Below are 23,377 nucleotides of genomic sequence, written 5' to 3'. Positions count from 1 at the left end.
ATGAAAAAGAAATGGAAAATAGCTGTTATACTTTTATGTGTAGCAGCTATTACAAGCACTACAATATATTACTTCCGTCCCCATGCACGAAAAATGCGCTACTACAACACCGGAATTATTTACTTGCAACAAAATAAGTATCCGCAAGCGATTAGTAATTTTAAAAATGCCTTGGCAATAGATCGTGACAATTTTGAGTTTCGCTATCGTTTGGCTCTAGCATATGTAAAAGATGAAAGGTGGCAACAAGCACTCAATACCATTGATGTAATGACCAATGACCAACAAAAATCTTTTGACATTTACTCGTTACTTATACAAGTATATATTCATCAAAAAAAATACAATAGGGCCCTGGAATACAGTGGTAATTGCATAAAGCTATTCTCTCATAAAGCACACTCCTATATTCTACATGCCAAAGTACTTCAGGAAATGAATTACCCACACACAGAAAAATACTTAGAAAAAGCCATTAGTGTCGACCCCAAGTATGTCGACTCTTACATAATATTATCCGCCTACTTCGCCGATAAAAATCTTTTTGATAAAGCCACTCATTGCTTAAAAAGGTACATTCAGCAAAATGGACATCACATTGAAATTGGCTTACTACTTTGCAATTATCTGATAGAACAAAAACAATACAAAAAGTGCATTTCCCTTTTACAAGAACTGCGCGACAAATTTGCAAAACATCATGAACGACTCGCAACCCCGCTCTCTTTTTCCCTACTACAAATTGGAGAAGTCGAAAAAGCATGGCAAGTGCTACAACAACTGTCTGCCACATCGCAATACAGCGAAAAGAATTCACGCCTAATTTATACAAGAGGTGTTTGTCGTGTATACAAAAAAATGTACGCCGAAGGCATTAATGATTTGTTGTGGTTCCGTCGCGAATTTCCCAAAATTTCTAGTACTTATTACTACTTATCGATAGCGTATTTTGAAACGGACAAATCGGCGATCGCATTTCGCGAAATCAATCGCGCCGTTCAGCTGTCACCACAAAATACTGCTTACCAAAAATTTCTCATCAACAAACTAGCACAGTACGAAAAATGGAGTGACATAGAACAAAAAATACAAATCTTTGGCAAACAGGCCCTACAAGATCCACAAATACAAAAACTGTATGCCCAAGCTCTCTTGCAACAGCAAAATTACAAAAAACTTGAAAAAATGAATAACAAGGCCAGTAATTTCACCTTGGAACTTGCTTGGTCCAAATTTTTGCAGGGCCAGAGTAACGACGCCATTGCGGCCCTAAAGAAACACAAAAACAACAATGAAGCTCATTACTTGCTTGCCAAAATATATACAGCTGAAAGCAATTGGTTTCAGGCATTACGCCATGCGCAAATTTTTTTACAAAAAAAGCCTCAAAGTAAATACGGTCTGTGGCTTGTAGCTCAAATACGAGAAGCCCAAGGTTTATATAGCGAGGCGCAGAAAATCTGTCGCGATTTAATCGAGAAATACCCAAACGATGCCGCACTAAAAAATTACCTAACCCTTTTATACTTAGAAACAGACCCTCAACAAGCCCAGCAATACTACACGCAAAATTTTGCGGGTAGTGTATCATTTACCCAAGCTCAGATTCACATAGCCAATCAGGATTTTAGTGCGGCAATCGCTACACTAAAAAAAATTCCCAACAAAAATAGTCAGTACCTCCTTACATTGGGAAACGCACATTTAAGTTTAAATCAAATATCATACGCCACAGACGCTTACTTTAAAGCGCAGTTGCAAGCTCCACAAACACAGGCCATTGAATATTTTATTCTCGCAAAAATACTTTCCCATCAACAGTACACGGCAACGACTATTCTAGAACGCCATCCACACCAAAATGAACAAATAACAGAACTTTTGGTGGTGAGCTATCTATTAAGTGGTCAACCTAAAAAAGCACAACGCTACCTAAAAAAACTTTCTCCGCAAAAATTTCCATTGTTATACAGCGCGTATTACTTTGAAACAAAAAAATACAACAAAGCCAAAAGTGCCGCGAAATACATTGGCGATCGTCTTTATCGTCGTGATATTCAACAGTGTATTCTCGACGCACAACAAAATCAATTTAGTTTTACACCACTTCTACTTTTAGACAAACTCACGCAAAAAGATCTATGGCGTCCTGCGCTTACCAAAATTCAAGAAACATTTATTGTGATGGGTAACCACTTTGTTGTAAAGTTGAAAGAGGCACAAATTTTAGAGCATTTAGGCGATGAGCAACAAGCCATGCAAATATATCAAGAGCTAGAGTCTGTATCACAAACGGCGCGGTGGCAAAAAGCAATGTCTCACTACAAAAAACAACAATTTTCCGCAGCGCGAAACGCACTACAGCATTTAACACAAGATGCACCGCCAAAAATTTGGCTACAGTTGGGAAACACCTACCTCCAGCAAAAAGACTATGCCAAAAGTTTGCAATATTATCGAAAAGCACAACAACAACCTCACCAATCCATTTCTCTAGAGCTAAGCAACAATATTGCCTGGGCAATGTTGCACACGACACCTCCCCAAGCGCAAAAAGCACTGAAATACGCGAAGAAACTGCAAAATTTTACCAACACAAGTGCTGCGGCAGCCGATACTCTTGGTTGGGCATATTTACAAAATGGGGATCGTAAAAAAGCACTATATTACCTACAGAGAGCAAAGCTCTTGCTTCCAGGTAATCAACAAATCGAGAAACACTTGAATATGGTGGGGGAAAATAAATAGATGAATTTGTTATGGAGGCTTTATGTACAAGAATTGCTGAAAATTTTAAAAAACTAACAACAATTCTTATTCATGATACAGTTATTGCTTCTTTCTAGTTCCTAAACCAAGCAAAATCATTCCTAAAAGCATCGCTATGTAGGTAGAAGGCTCGGGAACAGAAGCGTTTACTACGATATTATCGATAGAAACATTCTGAAAAGTTCCGACAGAACTAAAAGTTACCGATAGAAGATTTGTAAAGCCTGCCAAATTAAATGTCTGAGCCCCAGCAATACCATCTATTGTGACATCTGTTGAAACAACCGACGAATCTGATCTCACCCCAGAAATGTTAAAATCTGCTGGGCCAGGCAATAATTCTAAGGAAAACGGCTCTACCAAATCAAAAGAGGCTAAATCGAATGCTTGCCCGTCGACCTTTGTCAATTCGATCCCATGATCGTCAAAACCGAAGCTAGGAAATACAGAAACCTCTGTTCCAGAGAAACTGCCGTTAAATCCTTCTACTGGTCTTATTGCACCAAAATTCGTAGCTTCAAGACGAAATCCATCTTCGAAGTACGGCTGAGCATCGTTAGTAAGTCCCTGAAAATCAATTGTTTCAGCAGAAATACCAAGCATACAAAATATGCTAACTAAAATAATAATTTTATTCATATACAATCCTTTGTAAAAAATATGAAAACAATTTGTTAAAGCATAATGCTATATTCAAATCTATCGAGTGTTGCGTTGGTCATGTCCAACACTTTTCAATTCATCATTTTCCTTAGCGACAAGATGACTTTAGAGAGCTAGAGTACCAGAAGCACATCACCAAATCAATAAACAACATTGATGTTTTTGCCAAAAAAATTAGTTGTATTTTGATAATTCCAAATTAAACATATTATTATATTACAAAATGTATACAAATTTAACCATTTCGTTCAACGTAACAACTTTTATTTTCGAATAAAAGTTGATATTTCACAATTCTTTGTTTATGGTACACCTGTGATTTATGACACTCTATTCTTTTTGTGAGAAAATCTATGATAATCGATATTGTTATCTTAATTGTTGCAATGGCAACAGGTGCTGCTTTTGCCTTTGCAGCTTCTTACTTAAAAAAGACGCCTCTACTCATTCCTGTACGTTCTGAAGATCCTGTACCAGTGAAAGTAGGAGCGCCCATCCCCTTTCGATTAACCACATATGGCGAAATAAAAGACAAAACTGTTCACCGTCCACGACTACTATTGGCGATGATGGTATTTGCGATTACCATTCTCATTTTAAAACCAATTGTCAATGTGTCATACAGTTGGAACTTTATTATGATGTGTTCGCTATTTTTGATATGTGGTTTGTTGTGCTTTATCGACTTTCGCAGCACAATTACTCTAATTATTTTCGCGGGTATTCCCCCTTTTTTGCTGTCAATTTTTGGTTTCGACAACTACTTTTGGCTGGTTTTTTCTTGTGGGATGATTCCTGGATTTAAAATTGGCCTAGATGTAGCAAATAGTTATACATCGTTGATGGGTTCCGTGGAAGATAAAATGAAAGTTAGCGACAACCCATACTATCAATATTATTATCTTCTGCTCAAATGGTTACCTATCGTTATTGTGTATCAGATTGCATGCTACTGTTTCCCTGTTATCGATATTGTAAATTTATTACAAATAGCTTCGCAGTCTTTTTGGAAGTACCCTCTGATTCTTATTGTTCTCATCTTGACAATGAATTTAATTTGGGTAGTTTTCCCATTATACCGTGAAACTTTGACAACGAACAACGTCGAAGCGGCAGGAGAATTTACCAAAGAAGTGCGTGAACTTGAACGCAAAGCTCAACAGGAAAATACTACTCCGCGTTACCTTATGGCACTAGACCGCCAAGCGCGAACCCCATCCATGTCGAATTTTATCGCATATGCACGCAACCCCAAAGCATATCCCAAAAATCAAACTGTAAATAATTTCCTGAGTCACGAAAACGCTTGGCTTAGCTTTCAAAGTGAACAAATCGCTGGTTTACTATTTATTTCCGTGTTCTTACTTCTGCATTTGTTCTGTCAAATGACAGAAGCAATGTATATGGCTGGTATTAGTAACTATACACGCACTTTTGAAGATAATTTACTTATATTTTGGGCAATAGCATCCACGATTAGTTTATGGGTGAGCGCCGTATTTTTATTAGGAATTTTTACAAACCTTCCCACAAAGAAAAGTGATGGTAGTGCGATTGCTCCAAACAGTGGAATTCCCGATGTTGCCGCCATGCAACAAGTAGAGGTAAGCTCTAGCGTAGAACAAGAAGAAACAACCCCTACAGAGCAGCCACAAGTCTCTCAACAAGCGGAGCCGATCACTAACGAAAATGTCACGAATACCGAAATACAAGACGAACCCGCACAGGAAGAATCTAAAGAAGAAGAGTTAGTTCCTTCGGTTATCGAAAACAACCGCGAAATCATACGCCGTGCACAACAACACTCAGAAATGATCGTAACCTGTTTTCACGATGGAAGTGATGTCGCCCTGCGCGAAGAAGATAATAGTATATTGGAAAAAGACGACCCGAAATCTACAGAGCAAATTGATGTAGAAGTCAATGATGTCAGTCAAAAACTGTGGTTCAAGTTTAGCGCGTTTCTTGTTATTTTTGGAGCGATGTCCATCATTGCTGGCGTCGCGGGACACTACTCGATAGGTGGTAAAATAGGCGACAAAGAAGTAGAGTTTGCCGGAGTAAATACCGAAATTTCGCTCAAGATCAATGGCCCAGAAGAATCTATTAGTGGTAAGTGGACAGCAAAAGCTACGGTCTCGGCTTCCAGCCCTGTTCCGGTTTTTGAATCTTACATTCCGCAACAAACGTACACAAAAGATGGTATCAGAATCGCCACTTCTTTCAATACGGCAAACAAAACTTGGAATTTTGAAAAGGATAAGAGAAAACTTACCCCAAATGTCAACGCTGAGTTGCAACCGTTTTCTGTCTACATACACAGCAAAATCGTAGATAATCGCGAACTTATGGGAAAGAATATTCCACTAAAAGTATACGTAACAGTGCAATACCCTATTCGCAAAAACGGTCAGATTGTGCAAAAAACCCAAGAACTGGAAAAAAATATTGAGTTGCGCATACTTACTGACAACCATTGGATTATCCACGAAATCAGTCGTTACTTGATGGCAATGGGTATATTTACATGGATTGCCTTTGCTATATGGTTGGTCATTTTATCTTCTTACCTAAAAAAGCAAAAACAAGCTTAACTTTCTAAGTGCTTGTAGCTACAAGTAACTCTAATGTTTCAAAGTACTAGTGGATCATCCGATTTGCAAATCGGATGGCCCACTAGCTTATTTTTCTTTGATCATTTGCTGATAGTAGGTAATCATCTCTCTTTGACGTATCACAGTAATCGCCAGACCAATAACAACAACCATTAATAAAAAAATCATCACCAACAATGTCTTTTTACTATACAAAAATTTTTTCACATAACGCCATTTACTCAGCTTTGCCAATACGGGTTTATTATCTAAAAAGTTTTGTAAATCGGCGATGAGTTCTGCGGCGTCTTGGTAACGTTTACGTGGATTTTTTTCTAAACATTTTAGGCAAATTGCGTCGAGAATAGGTGAAACTTGTGACGTTAAACTGCGCAAAGGTGTAGGTTCGTGATGTACAACTTGGTATAACACATCAAGATACGAAGACCCCACAAAAGGGGGACGCCCCCCCAACAATTCGTAAAGAGTAACCCCCAAGGAATAAATATCCGTTCTTTTGTCAATAATTTCACTCTTCGCTTGCTCAGGCGACATATAAGCGGGCGTACCAAGAACATCTCCAGTTTTAGAAATGCTCTCATGAGCCGAAATTTTAGCTAAACCAAAGTCCATCACCTTTGGTTCGCGATTTTCCGTAAGCATAATATTAGAAGGTTTCAAATCGCGATGAATTACTCCACAACTATGTGCGTAACCAATTGCCTCAGCGACCTTAATCATAATGGAGACTATTTGCGAAATCGTAAGAGAGTAGTTTTGCACAAATCGTTTTAACGATACCCCGGAAATAAAATCCATAATAAAAAAATTTTGATCATCTTCATTGCCAATGTCATACAAGGCAACGATATTTGGATGACGTAATTTCGCTGTGGTTTTCGCTTCTCGCAAGAAACGCTCAATATCTTTATCACTAGCTCCTTCACCATATCTTAGAACTTTTAAAGCGACTTCGCGATCAAGCTGTGGATCGTGAGCCTTAAACACGCGTCCCATGCCACCACGCCCAATTTCACCAATGATACGATAACGTCCAAATTGGACATGGCCCGTTTTTTCTACCGCAAAATTTTGTTCCCCAAGAATTTCCTGAACTTGGCTCTCTTCCATATAATTCAAAAAACACAAAATTTCCCCAATCAGCCAACCGCGTTTCTTTTTTTGTACATCAAGCGCGTGCTCCAACTGCTGTGAAGTAATCCATTCTTTTTTGAGTGCAATTTGTCCAAAAAGCATATTCGTCCCTAATTTTTTGGCCAAGTGATTTTATATTCGCGTAGTTTTTTCGTCATGGTATTAGGATGAATTCCTAACATTTGCGCTGTCTTGTTTTGTGTACGTTCTCGGGGACTTTCCTGGGCCCACTTTTGCGCCTGCAAAAAAACTTGGTACTCAATGTCTTTTAAGGTTCCTCCACCAGGGAAAAGCCTTGGGAAAGTATCGTCTTCATGGAATTCATGCGTAACAAACTCAATATGAGAGGGCTTTATTTTACCACGCATTTTGTGAACCTTGTAATATGCACGGCGTACCGTAGCGCGCAACTCACGTACATTGCCAGGCCAATGATGAACGTGAAGTAAGTTACGCGCAGCATCGCTTATCGTTTTTTCAGCGCTATTGATTTTATTCTCTTCATCAATAAAATAATCTATTAATAAATTGTGATCGTGTATTCCTCTATTTCTTAGAGCCGGTATATTGATGATGAAAGAACAAAGACGATAGAATAGATCTGCGCGAAAGGTTTTTTTCGCCACCAACTCTTGTAGTGGTTTATTGTTGGCACAAATTAATCGCACATCAACTTGTTGAAATTCTTTGTTTCCCAGAGGTTGCAACTTTCCATCTTCTAGGATGCGCAGTAATTGTCCTTGCGCTTCTAAACTCAACATTCCAATCTCATCTAAGAATAGCGTACCTTTATCCGCCAAAGAAAAAAGACCTTGCCTAGCAGCAACTCCTGTTGCAACCCCCGATTCACAACCAAACAGTTCAATACGTTGCATTTGGGGGTCGGCACTGGAAAGCTCCGCACAATTAAAAGGAAGATATATTTCCTTGGCTCTTTCACTGCGATAATGCAGCGCACTGGCAACCAGTTCTTTGCCTGTCCCGCTCTCACCATAAATGAGTACCGGAGAACAATTTTGTGTTTTGTACATCTCAATGGCACTAAAAACTTGCTCTTCCATAATAGGGTCAATACCAACGATCTTTTTCCCACCACAGCTCATTCCCATACTGAGAAAACGCTGTAGACGCTGCGAAACTCCACTAGTTTGTGACTCAACCTCCACCTTGGTTTTTTGGCGCAAAATTTCATAGTAACTATGCGATATCATTGCAATAAAATGCTCGACCTCTTGCGAGGGAATCGCCTCAAAGGAGGCAATATATATAGCGCCAATCACAATATTTTGCTCTATAACCAAAGGTAGGCATGCAAAAGCTCCTGCAATATTCATACTTTTGAACAGACTATCCGCAGCGATATCCTCACAGTACTCGGGTTCTTTTAACTGCATCACGCGTTTGAGAAGATGGGAGACCTGTTTACGCAGTGATTCCTCATCGGTAAAATTGTACTCATATACCACATCACTATCAACGGAAACACAAAGGACTGAACGTATATTTTCCCTAGAACAAAACTCATCAAATACTTTTTGCATCTCATCACCATTTCTATGATTCACTACCACAATAACTGTGATCGTATTTTAGCAGTTCGGCACAGAATAGAAAACAGTTATTTTGCGGAAACCCTTATTTTGTATAAGCTTAAACTCTTTCTAAAAAAAAGAAAAACCTTTGGCATTCTTATTGCCTATGTCTGGCTCACATAGTTTGTGATTTGCACCCCAAGATGTAGATTCATCTAGGGCCTGTCATCATTCAAGGAGATAAAAAAATGAAAAAAATAGCCATTATTTCAGACATTCACGGTAATCTTTGTGCATTTGATAACGTTTTAGATGATATTGCCAAACGCAATGTCGATGCCATTTATTGTTTAGGTGACGTAGTAGGGTATGGGCCTAATCCTGTGGAATGTTTTTACAAAGCAATGAAGCATTGCGAAGTTATCATAAAAGGTAATCATGAAGAAGGTGTTATCGAAGGCCCTTTTGGAGTGACAAGAGCGGCAAAAAATGCCATGCTATGGACACGGAAATTAATGCGCCCGGGTATTTTTGATGGTTTATCTAGGAAAAAAAGAATTTGGGACTATTTACGCAATCTTCCTATTTCGCATACCATTGATAGATTACTATTCATTCACGGTTGCCCACATGACCCGATGGAGTATCTACAAAAACAAGACACCGAAGATGTTTTTGGGGAAATTCCCCAAAAAATTCAACAAGCTTTTGCAATGGTCGAACACATATGTTTCATCGGACATACCCATGTTCCTGGAATTATTACCGATAAAAGCGAATGGTTTTATCCTGAAAACTTTGACTACAAGTGGGATATCCATCCCCAACAAAAAATAATATGCAACGTCGGTTCCGTAGGACAACCCCGCGACCGTGATAATCGTTCTTCATATGTAACCTTCGATGGAGAAACCATTGAGTACCATCGAATTCCATATGATTTCACAACAACGCAACAGCAAATACTCACAGTCCCTGAATTAGACAACTACTTAGCGGAACGTCTAGAATATGGTAGATAGTCAAAACGACTTTACTTCATTCGCCATATTTTGTAGCGATAACGTATACGCCACTCGAGATCCTTGAGGATACCACGCTTTTTTTTATAACTACCAATATTGCTAGTTTCAACATGGTCTAAATGCTTTTGCCATGAACTATCTTTCTCATAACCACTTAGTTCTAGCATTTGTTGCATTTGCGGATATCTTTTCAATTGTTGCTTTACTCTAGGTAAATGCTTCATCCACGATTGAATGTTACTTGTATCTAAGGAACGCAGACCTCTCATTGCTTTAAGAGATTCTAATGAAGGAGTGGCATATTTGTCAAAGTCCACAAATGAATATTTTTGTACCAATTCTTCACAAAAACTTTGGATTTTTCGTTGAATGCTATCAGGGGTATGTAGTAAATCTTCATAGCGAATAATTAATACTTTTGGATGCTGCCGTATCTTTTGCATAACGTCATAGCATTTTTCCCACATCCAAAAATCGCAATAGTATTCTTCAGGATTTGAATAGTGTATGCTACTAACTACGCATCGTGGGTCACGTAGCATGCAGATAACATGCACATTATTTTTCTTCTTTAGTACGTATTCGATAATATGCAGATCGTCAGGTTTTTTACTAAAATAAATAGAATGAGAAGCGTCTACTCGTTTAAAAATTCCCTTCTCAAAATTACAAAAACCGCTAGATTCGTAACATGTGGACATCAGTTGGTGCATAAGGGTCGTACCGCTTCTTGGACATCCTACAATATGTATTCTTTTCACTTATACCTCATCAAAATGAATGTTAAGTACAAATTATAACAAAAAATAACTTTTGTTACAATTTTGTTTCCAAAATGAAAAACGAAAATATGTAACGATGGATGGAAAAATGGGAAAGCGTTAACAGTTCGAGGTGAACTCAGAGTGTCGTACAAAATTGCGACAGGTCAATAAACTTCATATCAACTTCAATCTATGATAAGATAGATAACTTGATAATAAAAATTTATATACGACTTGTCCGGGATCGGGATAAGCCGTAATTATAAAAAAATCTATTGAAACTTCCGTTAGGAGATTTACGTTGCGATACTTAATCATTGTCGTATTACTGTCACATTTACTACTTGCGCAAACCAAGTCAAATAGATTTGATGAAATTTTACATCGCAGTCACAACAACAGAGAATTTAATGGTAATGTTCTGATTGTGAAAAATGGCAAAGTTATCTACAAAAATGCCATTGGTTATGCTGAGTTTAAAAATCGTACGCCATTAACAATAAACTCACAATTTCGTCTCGCTTCTGTTTCAAAACAATTTACGGCAATGGCGATTGTGCTTCTCTACAAACAGCAAAAACTGAAATATGATGATGATATTGTGAAATACTTACCGCAATTACCATATAAAGGCATTACCATTCGCCATCTGTTGCATCATACTTCAGGTCTTGCGGATTATATGTACTTATTCGAGTCGCATTGGGACAAAGATAAAATTGCCACAAATAACGATATTATTTCTCTTTTTGCGAAACACAAACCCCCTGTAAATTTTACTCCAGGAGAACGCTGGGAATACAGCAATACTGGTTACGCACTACTCGCGTCCATCGTAGAAAGTGCTGCCCAAGTACCATTCCACGAGTTTGTCAAAAAATACATATTTACACCTTTAGATATGAAAAACTCTTTAGTATACAGTCCTCTGCGAAAAGATATAATGACAAATAGAGTATATGGAGTTTACTGGAATGCCGACGATTCTTTTCGCGAACATGACTTCCACTTCTTAAATGGTATTGCTGGAGATGGTGGGATTTATTCCACATTAGAGGACTTACTTAAATGGGACCGTGCTTTATACACAGAGAAGTTATTAAGTAAAAAGCTATTAGCTGAAGTTTTTACCTCGGGAAAATTGCAAGACGGCTCGCAAACTGGTTATGGATTTGGCTGGGGAATTAGTAAAAGTCCCACAGGTAAAAAACGCGTTAGTCATAGTGGTGGATGGGTTGGATTCCGCACCAATATTACCCGTGATGTGGAAGAAAATAACACGATTATTTTTTTATCAAATGTCAGTGAAACATTTCGCTCTGTACGCCGTGCATTGGAAGATGCTCTTTATGAAAAAAGACACAATCTTCCGCGAATTTCCATTGCACGTAAACTCATTGCCATGAAAGATAAAAATTTAGATATCTACGCGAAATACCAGCAACTAAAAGACTCAGAACAGCAGAACTACCGGTGGGGAGAACAAGAATTAGAAACGATCATCAATTACCTTCTAGATAATGACAAAACATCACCCGCCATTCAAATGACCCAATCAATGATCGATGAGTTTCCCGATTCTTTTATTGCATACTATATGTTAGCAAATGCCTACGAGAAAAAAGGTGACACAAAAAAAGCAATTGAAAACTACCGCAAATCACTAGAAATTCACCCAGGCTTTAAAGATGCACGTCGCAATTTAGAAAAAAGCGGGATAAAACTCGAACCAATAAAAGTAGACGCAAAAGTATTGCAAGACTATGTGGGCAAATATCAACTTGCTCCTACATTTTTCATAATAATTCGTTGCAAAGACAATCACCTAACTGTTCAGGTCACTAACCAAGAAGAATACGACTTATTTCCTATGTCACAAAATAAATTTTACTTAACAGTAGTGAACGCACAACTCAGTTTTCATCGTAATAAACAGCAACAAATTAGGCATCTAATTCTTCACCAAAACAAACGCGAAACCTTTGCGATAAAAATTAAGTAGTGTGTTGGTATTTAATTTGTTATGATGGTGAATATTTACTAACTTAAAAATCATGAACGGAGTCGTCATTGTGACTAAATATATTGTTTTACTTATTTTATGTGTATTTGCGACGACTGTATTCGCTACAGATCATGTCGATACACCATTTGAAAATGATTTAGCAGCAGCAGATATCACTGACTTGTTTGCTTTCCCAAAAAAGACTGGGGATAAAACAACTTTGGTATTAGCGATGACTGTGCACTTAAGCGCGAAACCTGAATCTAAGTTTGCGGAGATGGTAGAGTACAGTTTCCATTTACGTCGTCTCGGCCTAAATGGTTTTGGAAAAGATTTTTCTGTAACTACAGGCGAAGAGTTTATCGTCAAGTGCAACTTTCGTACAAATCGCGAAGGCGGACAAGATGTTGATTGCGTTGTACTTCGCTCGCCACAGCAGGAAATCAGCAGAACAAACACTGTTGTCAATGACCTAAGTGGTGGAAACAACCCTGCCGTTCGTCTTTTTGCCGGACATCGCGCAGATCCGTTTTTCTTCGACCCCATTCGCGTAGGTATGGATCGTCTTCGTACAGTAAGCTATGATGACGTTGGTTTTCCATTTCCAGGAATCATTCCCAAAAACGCTCTTGCCTATAGCAATGTACTTGCCATAGTTGTAGAGTTGGATGTGGAACAACTCTTTGGCAAAAATGCCAACCCAATGTTTGGAATTGCAGCTCACACACAAAGAGTTACTTTTTCGGGAACGGAAAAAGTAATGGTTAGTATCGATCGTGTAGGACGTCCCGAAGTGACCAACTTCATCATGGGAAAGTTCAGCATATCTGATGAAAAACTCAACGCTGTAAAAAAACAATGGAATAATGAAGCCAATAGCTTTGCTCTTACAAAAAGTAAATCAGGTTTATATCGCAAGACAATAGAAGATGGTCTTGTAAATATGGATTTGAAAGATACAGGATTCAGTTCCAATGGTAAGGACTGGCCGTCACCTCACCCACTTACAGACATTTTCATGAATGATTTCTTGATGGTGGATACTTCAAAACACGGTGACGTGAACTCAGCAAATTATTTTGAAATTGAATTGGCAAGATATGAAAATAGATCGCACACTAGTTGCGGTGGGCGTACACCCAATGAAGATTTTGTCGATGCAATGTTAACTCTTTTGATCAATGGACCTGATCGCAAAAAGCCACATCGTGGTGATGGTATCAAAGCGCAGCCGCGTCCTGCGACCAACACATTTCCATACCTTGGAACACCTGAGTAACAACTACGAATAAAGAGAGAGTTTTCCTCTCTCTTTATTATTCAGTACTAAACCCGTCTCCTGTAATTTCCCAACCCATACCGGTCTCGCGAAAAAAGTCGGAAAAATCATCGTCCTTAAGTGCAATGGGCTTTTCGTCAAGAGATTGTTGTATTGTGTAACTTTGTTCGTTGGTCTGCAATACGTTCTTCTGCAACTGCTTGGGAACAAAGGTAAAGCGATATTTTCCCATAATGAGATATGTTTTTTGGGTAATATTTGTTTTTTGACCAGCACTCAATCTTTGTTCACCCACAGTAATGGCGAAATTTTTGCTAACATTCTCAACGGAAATTTTGTTGCCTGAAATATATATAACACAGTGAATACGAGAAATTCCATCGTCATCAAGAATAATATCGTTGGTTAGGGCGCGCCCAATATAGTTTTTTTCTCGTGTCAGCGGCACCATGATTTTACAGCTGTTAATGTACAAGTGCGGCACACTGCTCACTTTTTGCCTGTCTGCAACATAGTTCATCAAGTCAAGACGTAGTTGATCTACGTTGTCGTATCTTTGTTCTTCAGGACTCAAACATTGTAAGCATATATTTTGCAATCGGCGATCTACAGGAGAATTCTCAGGAAATTGTTTTTGTAATGCGGCATTGTAAATCAATTCCACCAAACGCGAACCTTGGTTGGGAACTTTACCTGTAAGAATTTCATACATCACCCCTCCAAGGGAATAAATATCACTCTTTACACTTGGCGGCTTATTCTCAAACCGTTCAGGAGCCGCGTATTTATAGGTAAAGTTTTTTGTCTCGCCGAAGTCAATTAACTTTATTGTCCCCGAAGTAGAAACTAGTATGTTTTCGGGTTTTATATCTGCGTGGTAAACTCCTTTGTTGTGTAAATATGCAAGGACTTCACAGAGATCACTAAATAATTGACATATTTTAAAAGAGACCTCTGCTTCGCTTCTTTTGTGAACTTTCATCTTATTGATATACTGACAGATATTCATCCCCTGGATGTATTCCATCACAATATACAGTTTACCTTCATAATTTCCGAAATCATACAGCTGGACAATATTTTTATGATTTAGTTTTGAAAGGGTGTTCGCCTCTTCTGGCGACAGGCCAACACCTAACTTAATTGCGACATAACGATGTAGGGTTTTATCGAAGGCCATATAGACTTTGCCAAATCCTCCCGCCCCAATTTCGCCGAGGATCTGATACTTATCAGCAATGACCACTTGCTTTTCTGTCAACTTTTTCTTATCTTCGCGATCGACCTCTTCATCACGCGGTAAATTTGCTAAATCCACCGTCATTTCTTTTGCAATTGCCTCTTTTAACTTACTTTGCATCGCCGATGTTACTTCATTACGACTCGTATCTTGTAAGTTGAGATCGGTCATCGTTTGTTCGTTGACAACGCCACTTTGCATCTTATTTATTTCATTTTGCACATTGAAATCCACAGCGGTCTTGGCAGCAGTGCCAGAGTCTGTTACAAGCTGTGCGTCTTTTGTATTTTTACTCTCTTGTGCACCGACAATTTTCATAGACCGTACATCGTCTAGGGTAAATATTTTTCCTGTTGTCGTGCACGCATATCGGTCAAGGTCACGATAGACGCGTATACGATATTGCTTGTCACAATGAGGACACTGTATGACAATTTTTTTGCCAAACATCGTGCTGTCAAGCTTTTGCGACTCTCGCCTTACTTTACTTTCCGTTTCTGGCACGAGTGGCTTTATTTGTGTAGAGTTGAAGTCACGTACCCTACGCTCTGTTGGTTTAATGGTAGAGCTTGGGGACGCTTTTCGTGTTGTAGGTGCTTTTATCTGCGTGGAATTAAATGGATTCAAATCTGGTTGTTTTGATGGCCCTAACTGAGGAGACGAATTCAAAAGAGAGTTTGTCTTCACTACTCGTATGCGCATTGTGTCTGAAGAAAGCGGGAATATATGATCACACCCCTTGCATTTCTTCTTTTTACCCATAGGGGAAAATTCTTTTTTTATGGTAGTTTTTCTACCGCAATTTGGACAAAAAAAGTTCAAAACATCCATACAATTAGCCTTTGAGGAAAGGAAGTTTTCGGTTGAATGAAGATAGCTCAGAGAGCTATCTTTTTTAGTTATTTTCCTTTAGAAAGTGCATATGCTGCGCGAATATCTGTGTTTTCGGAACCTGTTGCGATACCTTCATTTTCCATGTAGATGTCTTTAGCAAAGTTAACCGCTTTGTCATCACCTGAACCCAGTTGGTTATCGTTTCCAATTCCAGAACTATTTTTCAGATCTCCGCCTTGGTCCATAATACAATGAGCATTGTTCTGATTATTCGTATGCCAACACCCCAAGAAATGACCAATTTCATGAGAAGCAATTTTACCCACAACTAGACCAACAGCATTCACCTTTGAAAAACCTCGTGCTAAAGGTAAACTATTGATAGAGTTTGGGTCAGAAGCAGGAGCACTTAATAAATCCAAAAGAACAACCGCCGTATCTTGAGTGGCAAAATTTCCTGGATCAACAGACGAGGCAATTCCAATGGTAGGAAAGCCTATTTGATCTATTGTTCCACCAATAATAACTCGTGACACATGAGGAAGTCCAAAATCATTAGGATGATCATAACTATTGCGAATTTCAAAATCAGCATTAGGATTGATCGCTTTTAGTTTTTCTAGATCTTGTGTGATGGTATTGATAATAGCGTCGGCCACTTGGCGTTCTTCAAACGCAGTCAATCCCCAGTTGGTTAAAAAATCAACCATGGGAGACAAGGTCGCACTCGCCTTACCTTGGCCAAATAGTTCTCGGGAGTTTATCGACTCGCCATCAAAATCGAGAAAAATAATTTGTTTTGTTCCACGAGGTTGTGTTTCGAGAAAAGGTCGTGTGTTGCGAATTTCAAGAGTATAGTCTCCAGAAACACTTTCATCAAAACCTTTCACAACAACGAAAAACGTGCCGTTTTCGGGAGCAATCCATGTCAAAGCTGAATTTTCAGTTGATGTCGGAGATGGTAATGGTGAACCAGCAGGATAGAAACTTGCTACACCGCTGTGGTCGTCATTGGAAATAATTTCATTGCCACTTGCATCGTAGATTCCGACGACAGTGTCAAGGCCATTTCCTTTGATTGCAATACCAACCACATCACCTTTTGTTACCTCTAAACGGTAAGAATCAATGTCATCTGATGTTAGATTACCAGAAACATCTAAATTTTGTCCAGAGGAAGTAATCGCTGGATTCGCGTTAATAGTATTGTCATTTGGCTCTATTTCCATTGAACCAGGATTGGCGAAGGAAGAAACAAAAAATAGGGTTGATGTCGATGGGCGTATGGGATACTGGCACACATGATTTCCCTTGGTTTTTTTGTCCACCTTTTTGAACTCGGGGATGTCGTATTCTTCCGCCATAAGTGCTGAGGTACAAATGAAGAGCACAATAAAAATATAGATTAATTTTTGTTGCATATTGAAGATCTCCCCTAATAGTTTTTAAAAACTAATGAAGCTTTATTATATGTAATCCCCCGCCATTTTCCCAGCATTTTTTTATTAATCCGATGACAAAACAAATTTTCTGACATTTCTGTTTTTAATTTCATAGATAAATTCGCAATTTTGAATTGTACTTAAGCGATGAGTCACGATAAAAATTGTCTTATTTTTACTTATGTTGTAGATCTCATCGATAATTTTTTTCTCTGTCGCTTCATCAAGTGCGGAAGTGGCTTCATCCAACACGAGAATTTCGGGATCATTGTACAAGGCTCTGGCAATACCCACACGCTGTTTTTGCCCACCACTTAGCTTTACCCCTCCATCGCCTACTTTGGTTTCTAAACCTTCTCGCGAAGCGAAAAATTCAAATAGATTAGTTTGATGTAGCACTTGTATAATTCGTGCTTCATCAGAATGTAAACACAATGATATGTTCTGTGCAAGAGTACCATCGAATAGATAAATGTCCTGGGGAATGTAGCCAATTTTTTTGCGCCAATTTAAATAAAAATCGGGGGTCAACTCTTCATTGTCAATGTATATTTGCCCGCCGTTAGGTGTATAAAGTGCTATTATTAAATCAATAAGCGTTGTTTTTCCACTACCACTTTCCCCCACGAATGCGACCTTGGAGTTTTTGGGGATACAAAAAGACACATCCTGCAAGATAGGCTTGTCACTCGCATAGTGAAAACAAACATTTCGCAATTCAATTTGCGATGTAAACTCAATGGAATTGTCAGGTAAATCGTCATACTTTTTTGCAAATTCATCGGCAATAATTTCTAAAGACGGATACGTGAATAGTATTTGATTGTAAGAGGTGAGTATGCGATTGAGTGCAGGTAAAATGCGATAGAGTGCCAAGAAAAAGATCGAAATGGTGGTGATAATGGAAGTGGCGTTGCCATAAAAATACACGCTACAAATCATAATAGTAATTACCACCACAATTCCGGTGGTTTCTAAAAAATTACGCGGAATAATACCAATACTGTTTCCCACGGCATTGGATCGCGACAAACTTTTACTTACATTTTCAATTTGTTGTATCGTTTTTTCCTGTCGCGATAAAATTTTTAACATTTTAAAATTGGCGAAACTATCTTTCATGACCCGCCAAAACACTTTATTATTTCTAGTACGCTGTTCCCCCATGCTTTTGGCCAGTGGTGAAATACATTTTTCTAGAAAGAATATCTGAACAACAAGTGCGATGGTCAGGAAAACTGTAATTTGCCAATTCACATAGATAAGAATGCTATACAGCAGCAAAATAGTCAAAAACTCGGAAAAAAGATAGAGAAAGTGTAGTATAAGTTGTGTGGCGTACGCAGCTTCTATATCTATGTTTTTCATCAATACAGAAGAATTACGCTCTAAAAAATCCTTGTAGGGCATGCGCAAATAGTGGCAAAAGAGTCCCACGGTTATTTTATGTTTTTGTTCCGAACTGAATTTATGTAGTAAAAAATAGTAGGTCGTGTTAAACAACGCACGCCCAATGTAGAAAGCAATGAGTATTATCCCCAAATACACAATTACTTGCTTTGTGTCGAGAGAAAATGTTGTGGCAAATTTTGAAAAATAACGATTTGTAAAAATAACATCCGGTCTTTGAACAAGGGCAATAAATGGCACCACCAAAGAAATTCCAATAGACTCGATGATGGACACCAAGAAGGATAGCCCCCCTAAAAAATATATATATTTTCTATCTTGGTACGTCGTGATGGCTTTAATACTACGCCAGGTGGAAATCATCTTATTTTCTCGCATAGAGAACCTTACTTAACTAGCAATTTTTTGCACTTCTTGCAATTGTGTTTCCAATATTTTTTGTGCATGACTACGTGGTTTCACAAAAGGAGCGATTAGAGCGTATCCGATAGGTGTGAGATACAAGGTCAAAAATGTCGCTAACCCCAAACCACCAAAAATCACCCAACCGATAGCTGAGCGCGCCTCACTTCCAGGACCACTACTAAGTACAAGAGGTAAACTACCTACAACTGTAGACAATACAGTCATCATCACCGGACGTAATCTTATTTGTGCACCGCGAAGAATAGCCTCTTTTACCTCAGCACCTTCTTCACGCAGTTGATCCATAAACTCCACGAACAAAATAGAGTTTTTCGTCATGAGCCCTACGAGCATCACCAAACCAATTTGACTGTACAAATTTATCGATTGCCCTGTAAAGTACAGTGCATAAACTGCCGCAGAAAGGCCAAAAGGAACCGTAAAAATGACAATAAATGCACTACCAATACTTTCAAATTGTGCAGCGAGAACCAAAAATACAATTAATATTGCTAAACCAAACGTGATAGAAAGTTCATACGACGTCTCCCCCAAATCCGCGGCGTCTCCCAGCAAAAGAATGTTGACCCCACTTGGAAGTATCTCCTCGCCGATCTTTTCGACTTCACGTACAACTTCGCTCAAAACAGCATCGGGCTTTAAACCAATATCCACTTCAATAGCACGCCTTTGTTTGTGCCGATCCAACTCAGCAGCAATACCTGACTCTTTTATGTCAACGAATGACAACAGAGGAATTAAATTTTGCTGGTCGTTTACCATGAAGACATTGAGTAAATCTTCGGGATCATCGGCTGCTCCGTCTACAGACCCAAGAATAATGGGAACCTCTTCATCATCTATATTTAATCGCGCAACTTCATAGCCATCCACCATCGCACGCAACGTTCGTGCAATGTCAACAATATCGACGCCTAAGTCATTGGTTTTGCGGCGATTTATCGTAAAAGCGAGTTCGGGTTGCGATGTATCAAAATCGGCCCTCGTATCGGTAACCTCTGGTAGACTTTCCACTGCCAGAACCAATGCATCCGCAGCTGCAGAAATTTCGCTGTAGTTATTTCCCAACAGGGCGATATTCAATCCCCCTCTACCACCGCGAACGCCCAAACTATTCCCGCCTCTTACCCGTGCCTGCGCTCCGGGAATTTCTCCCAAACGTTCTTGAATTTCCTTCGTGAGTTCGAGCTGGTTTATATCGCGCTCTTCCCAATGTTTGAGAGTTGCGACAATGGAACTGCGATTTTTATCGTATTGACCTACCGTTGTATAGATATTCGTAATAATTCCTTGTTTGTAATAAGGGTACATTATTGCCTCTAGTTTTTCCGCCTGACGATCGCTATACGGCAGAGAAGCGCCGTCGGGCCCGGTGAGCATAATACGAACACTGCCTCGGTCTTCTTTGGGAACAAGCTCTTGTTTTAAAGACTGAAACACCGGCCAGCTGCCGCAACATAGAACCAAAATGCTTAACAAACAAATCACTGGAAACTTGATGCATATTTTTAGCGAAAAACGGTAGAAATGACTAAATATTTGTCCGCAAAAATTTAAAATGCCCTTTGTCATCGGAAACCATGTTTTTTCTGCTTCGGCAATTGTTAAACGCGACGCCATCATTGGGCATAAAGTCAGGGCCACGATGGAACTTATAATAACCGAGACAGAGAGCACCAAGCCAAATTCACGAAACAGTTTCCCCGCCTGACTCGGTAAAAACGTAATCGGTAAAAATACGGAAACAAGAGTAACGGTAGTTGCAATTACCGCAAAAAATACTTGTTGCGAACCAATCACCGCCGCCGCCATACTCTTGACACCATTTTTTTGGTGGCGCTGGATATTTTCCAGAACAACAATCGCATCATCCACAATGAGACCTGTGGCGAGAACTAGGGCTAAAAGAGTCAGAAGATTAATAGAAAGTCCCATCAACCAAATAGCGGAAAAAGTACCAATAAGTGAAATGGGGATCGCAACAGCGGGAACCAAAGTAGCACGAACACTACCAATAAACAATACAATAACCAAAATAACTATCCCGACGGAAAATAGCAAGCTCACTAAAACTTCTTTAATTGCCCCCTCAATAAAAATGGCATCATCCGCCGTTTTGATAATTTCCACGTCGCGATTGCGTCGGTTTATTTTGTCGACTTGTTTATCGACATCTTTGGAGATGTTAATGGTATTTGCACCGGCTTGACGTACTACGTCAAGACCAATCACAATACTACCATTGAGTCGCGCATAAGATTCGGCTTCTTCGGGGGCAAAAAATACCACCGCAATGTCTTCAAGATACACATTGTCACGCAAAATAAGTTTGCGAATTTGCTGTGGCGTACTCATCGATGCATTGGCGCGTACTAATAGTTCTTGGTCACCCGACTTATAACTTCCAGCAGGGATATCCAATCGTGCATTGCGCAAAACATTTTCTACTAAAGAAACATTTATCTTTAGCTTCGCCATTTGCGTGGGTTTTAAAAGCACACGCAATTCACGTTTTTGATTACCACTCAGCCTTACCTCTGCAACTCCTTGTATCGAAAGAAACGCTGGCATAATGTCTTTCTCGATTTTTTGCGCCAACTCGTCTTTTGACAAAGTATTGCTCACCGCAGAAAGTTGGATAATAGGTTCCGCATCGTCGTCGGCCTTAACAACAAATACTTCCTCCACATCTTCTGGTAACTGCCTACGGTTACGGTTTATCGCTTCGCGAATGTCATTGGCGGCATCTGTGAGATCAACGCCTGGTTGAAATTCAATGCGTATACGACAATTGTTTTCTTCACTAGATGAACGAATGTTACGTACTCCGTTCACCCGCGCAATAGCTCCTTCAATTACTCGTGTTACTTCAGCGTCCATAGTTTCAGGTGACGCTCCGTCATAAAATGCGCGAACGGAAACCGTTGGCCTGTCGACATTTGGCAATTCGCGAATATCGATTCCAAACATGGCCGCACCACCAGCAATAATGATGAGTAAGTTGATCACAATAATCAAAACAGGTCGACGCACCACTAAAGCGGAAAAGTTTTTACCTTGTCGGTCCATTGTACTCCTGCTCCTTTTCACTATCGTTTACCACCTCACGCCCTTCACGCAGGCGTTGCGTTCCCTCGATAACAACGATATCTCCTTCTTCTATTTGTGCATCAACTAGTACTTGTTGATTGGTACGGGCAACCACGCGCGCTGTGGTTTTTTGCGCCTTACTGTTTTTAATAAGCCACACATATGCTCCTTCACGTCCCCATTTTAACGAAATTTCAGGAACAGCAGGAAAAATTTTGCCCTTGAGATGTAACTTAATCGCAAATGACATTCCGGGACGTAACATATCGTTACTGTTGTCTATACTCACACGAATTCTTACTGTACGAGTTTGTACATCAAAACGACTTTCCACATCTGTAATTGTACCTATAAACGTTTTCCCAGGAAATGCCGGTGTAGTCATCTCGGCTTTTAAATTGGGAGAAAGAGAGCCTGCAAGAAGTTCAGGAACCTGAAAATCGACATAAATACCACTGCGATCATCCAAAGAGGTAATGATGGTATTTGTCGCAATACGATCTCCTAAATCTACCCGAGAAATTCCAACAACTCCGGTAAAAGGGGCAATGATTTTTCTCTCTGAAACCGCAAACTTCGCTTGCTCTAAACGGACTTTCGCTGCATCGAAACCTAAACGAGCTGCATCAATTTCATTTGCGGAAACAGCCCGGCCACCAATAGTTCGTCGATAACGCGTAAGCACTTTTTCCGCATTCTGCAATTCTACCTTGGCAAGTTGCAACGCAAGCCTTTCTTCGCGGTCATCTAGTTGGAGAAGAAGTGCTCCCTTCTTTACTCTTTTTTGCGCTGTAAAGTTTACGGAAGTAACCTGTGCGGCAACTGGCGAGTATATCCACACCGATTTACGAGCAATGCTTGTCCCCGTGGCTTGAAAAACACGATCGTTGGCAAGAAATTGTACAGAACGCGTAACAACTCTTACAGGGGGAGTTTCAGATGTTCTTTTTACTTTTTTCTGCTCTTCTGTTGTAAAATAGTCTGGTTTTGCGGCAAAGAAGCACAAACAGCACAATGCGAATACGACAATTGCTTCCAGAATTCTCAGGATGATTCTCACAATGATTCTCATCTTACACTCCTATTTGGTAAATTTGCAGGTTTATACCGCGAGCTGATGTAAAATAAAAATTACATCCGGCACGCAAG

At 39.4% G+C, this 23,377-nt stretch carries 14 protein-coding genes; 5 read left to right on the top strand and 9 right to left on the bottom strand.

Annotation, left to right across the window (positions count from 1 at the left end; genetic code table 11):
• Nucleotides 1-2,748, top strand: a complete 2,748-nt coding sequence (locus tag UABAM_RS16970; RefSeq protein ID WP_151969200.1) for a tetratricopeptide repeat protein — start codon at nt 1-3, stop codon at nt 2,746-2,748.
• A gap of 81 nt (nt 2,749-2,829) precedes the next feature.
• On the opposite strand, the gene UABAM_RS16965 is transcribed toward UABAM_RS16970, so the two are convergent.
• Complete coding sequence (locus UABAM_RS16965) at nt 2,830-3,408, bottom strand: PEP-CTERM sorting domain-containing protein (protein ID WP_151969199.1); 579 nt, start codon at nt 3,406-3,408, stop codon at nt 2,830-2,832.
• A gap of 377 nt (nt 3,409-3,785) precedes the next feature.
• Between UABAM_RS16965 and UABAM_RS16960 the strand changes: the two genes are divergently transcribed.
• The gene (locus UABAM_RS16960; RefSeq protein WP_151969198.1) at nt 3,786-6,026 is read left to right on the top strand and encodes a hypothetical protein; all 2,241 of its coding nucleotides are present in this window, start codon (nt 3,786-3,788) and stop codon (nt 6,024-6,026) included.
• An 87-nt stretch (nt 6,027-6,113) separates the two neighbouring features.
• On the opposite strand, the gene UABAM_RS16955 is transcribed toward UABAM_RS16960, so the two are convergent.
• Both UABAM_RS16955 and UABAM_RS16950 read right to left on the bottom strand, forming a co-directional pair.
• The gene (locus UABAM_RS16955; protein ID WP_151969197.1) at nt 6,114-7,283 is read right to left on the bottom strand and encodes a serine/threonine protein kinase; all 1,170 of its coding nucleotides are present in this window, start codon (nt 7,281-7,283) and stop codon (nt 6,114-6,116) included.
• A gap of 8 nt (nt 7,284-7,291) precedes the next feature.
• A complete protein-coding gene (locus tag UABAM_RS16950; protein ID WP_151969196.1) occupies nt 7,292-8,722 on the bottom strand; it encodes a sigma 54-interacting transcriptional regulator in 1,431 nt (476 codons plus the stop codon).
• A 239-nt stretch (nt 8,723-8,961) separates the two neighbouring features.
• Between UABAM_RS16950 and UABAM_RS16945 the strand changes: the two genes are divergently transcribed.
• Nucleotides 8,962-9,735, top strand: a complete 774-nt coding sequence (locus tag UABAM_RS16945; RefSeq protein ID WP_151969195.1) for a metallophosphoesterase family protein — start codon at nt 8,962-8,964, stop codon at nt 9,733-9,735.
• Between the two features lie 11 nt (nt 9,736-9,746).
• On the opposite strand, the gene UABAM_RS16940 is transcribed toward UABAM_RS16945, so the two are convergent.
• A complete protein-coding gene (locus tag UABAM_RS16940) occupies nt 9,747-10,499 on the bottom strand; it encodes a sulfotransferase family protein (RefSeq protein WP_151969194.1) in 753 nt (250 codons plus the stop codon).
• A gap of 304 nt (nt 10,500-10,803) precedes the next feature.
• On the opposite strand from UABAM_RS16940, the gene UABAM_RS16935 reads away from it, so the two are divergent.
• Both UABAM_RS16935 and UABAM_RS16930 read left to right on the top strand, forming a co-directional pair.
• Nucleotides 10,804-12,504: a serine hydrolase gene (locus tag UABAM_RS16935; RefSeq protein ID WP_151969193.1), complete on the top strand. Its 1,701-nt coding sequence runs from the start codon at nt 10,804-10,806 to the stop codon at nt 12,502-12,504.
• A 70-nt stretch (nt 12,505-12,574) separates the two neighbouring features.
• Complete coding sequence (locus UABAM_RS16930; protein WP_173013372.1) at nt 12,575-13,786, top strand: DUF4331 family protein; 1,212 nt, start codon at nt 12,575-12,577, stop codon at nt 13,784-13,786.
• Between the two features lie 37 nt (nt 13,787-13,823).
• Here the strand turns inward: UABAM_RS16930 and UABAM_RS16925 are convergent, their stop codons facing one another.
• The 5 genes from UABAM_RS16925 to UABAM_RS16905 all read right to left on the bottom strand — a co-directional run bounded on the left by UABAM_RS16925 (nt 13,824) and on the right by UABAM_RS16905 (nt 23,300).
• Nucleotides 13,824-15,857: an FHA domain-containing serine/threonine-protein kinase gene (locus UABAM_RS16925; protein WP_151969191.1), complete on the bottom strand. Its 2,034-nt coding sequence runs from the start codon at nt 15,855-15,857 to the stop codon at nt 13,824-13,826.
• Between the two features lie 68 nt (nt 15,858-15,925).
• Entirely contained in the window at nt 15,926-17,281 is a 1,356-nt protein-coding gene (locus UABAM_RS16920; RefSeq protein ID WP_151969190.1) for a hypothetical protein, read from the bottom strand.
• 84 nt (nt 17,282-17,365) lie between these two features.
• Nucleotides 17,366-19,090: an ABC transporter ATP-binding protein gene (locus UABAM_RS16915; protein ID WP_151969189.1), complete on the bottom strand. Its 1,725-nt coding sequence runs from the start codon at nt 19,088-19,090 to the stop codon at nt 17,366-17,368.
• Between the two features lie 12 nt (nt 19,091-19,102).
• A complete protein-coding gene (locus tag UABAM_RS16910) occupies nt 19,103-22,207 on the bottom strand; it encodes an efflux RND transporter permease subunit (protein WP_151969188.1) in 3,105 nt (1,034 codons plus the stop codon).
• Nucleotides 22,191-23,300 (bottom strand): efflux RND transporter periplasmic adaptor subunit, encoded by a 1,110-nt coding sequence (locus UABAM_RS16905; RefSeq protein WP_151969187.1) that lies wholly within the window; start codon nt 23,298-23,300, stop codon nt 22,191-22,193. Before UABAM_RS16905 ends, UABAM_RS16910 begins: the two co-directional genes overlap by 17 nt.
• Between the last annotated feature and the right edge of the window lie 77 nt (nt 23,301-23,377).

The organism is Candidatus Uabimicrobium amorphum (assembly GCF_009002475.1).
Taxonomy (GTDB): domain Bacteria; phylum Planctomycetota; class Uabimicrobiia; order Uabimicrobiales; family Uabimicrobiaceae; genus Uabimicrobium; species Uabimicrobium amorphum.
This window is presented reverse-complemented; position numbering and strand designations above follow the sequence as displayed.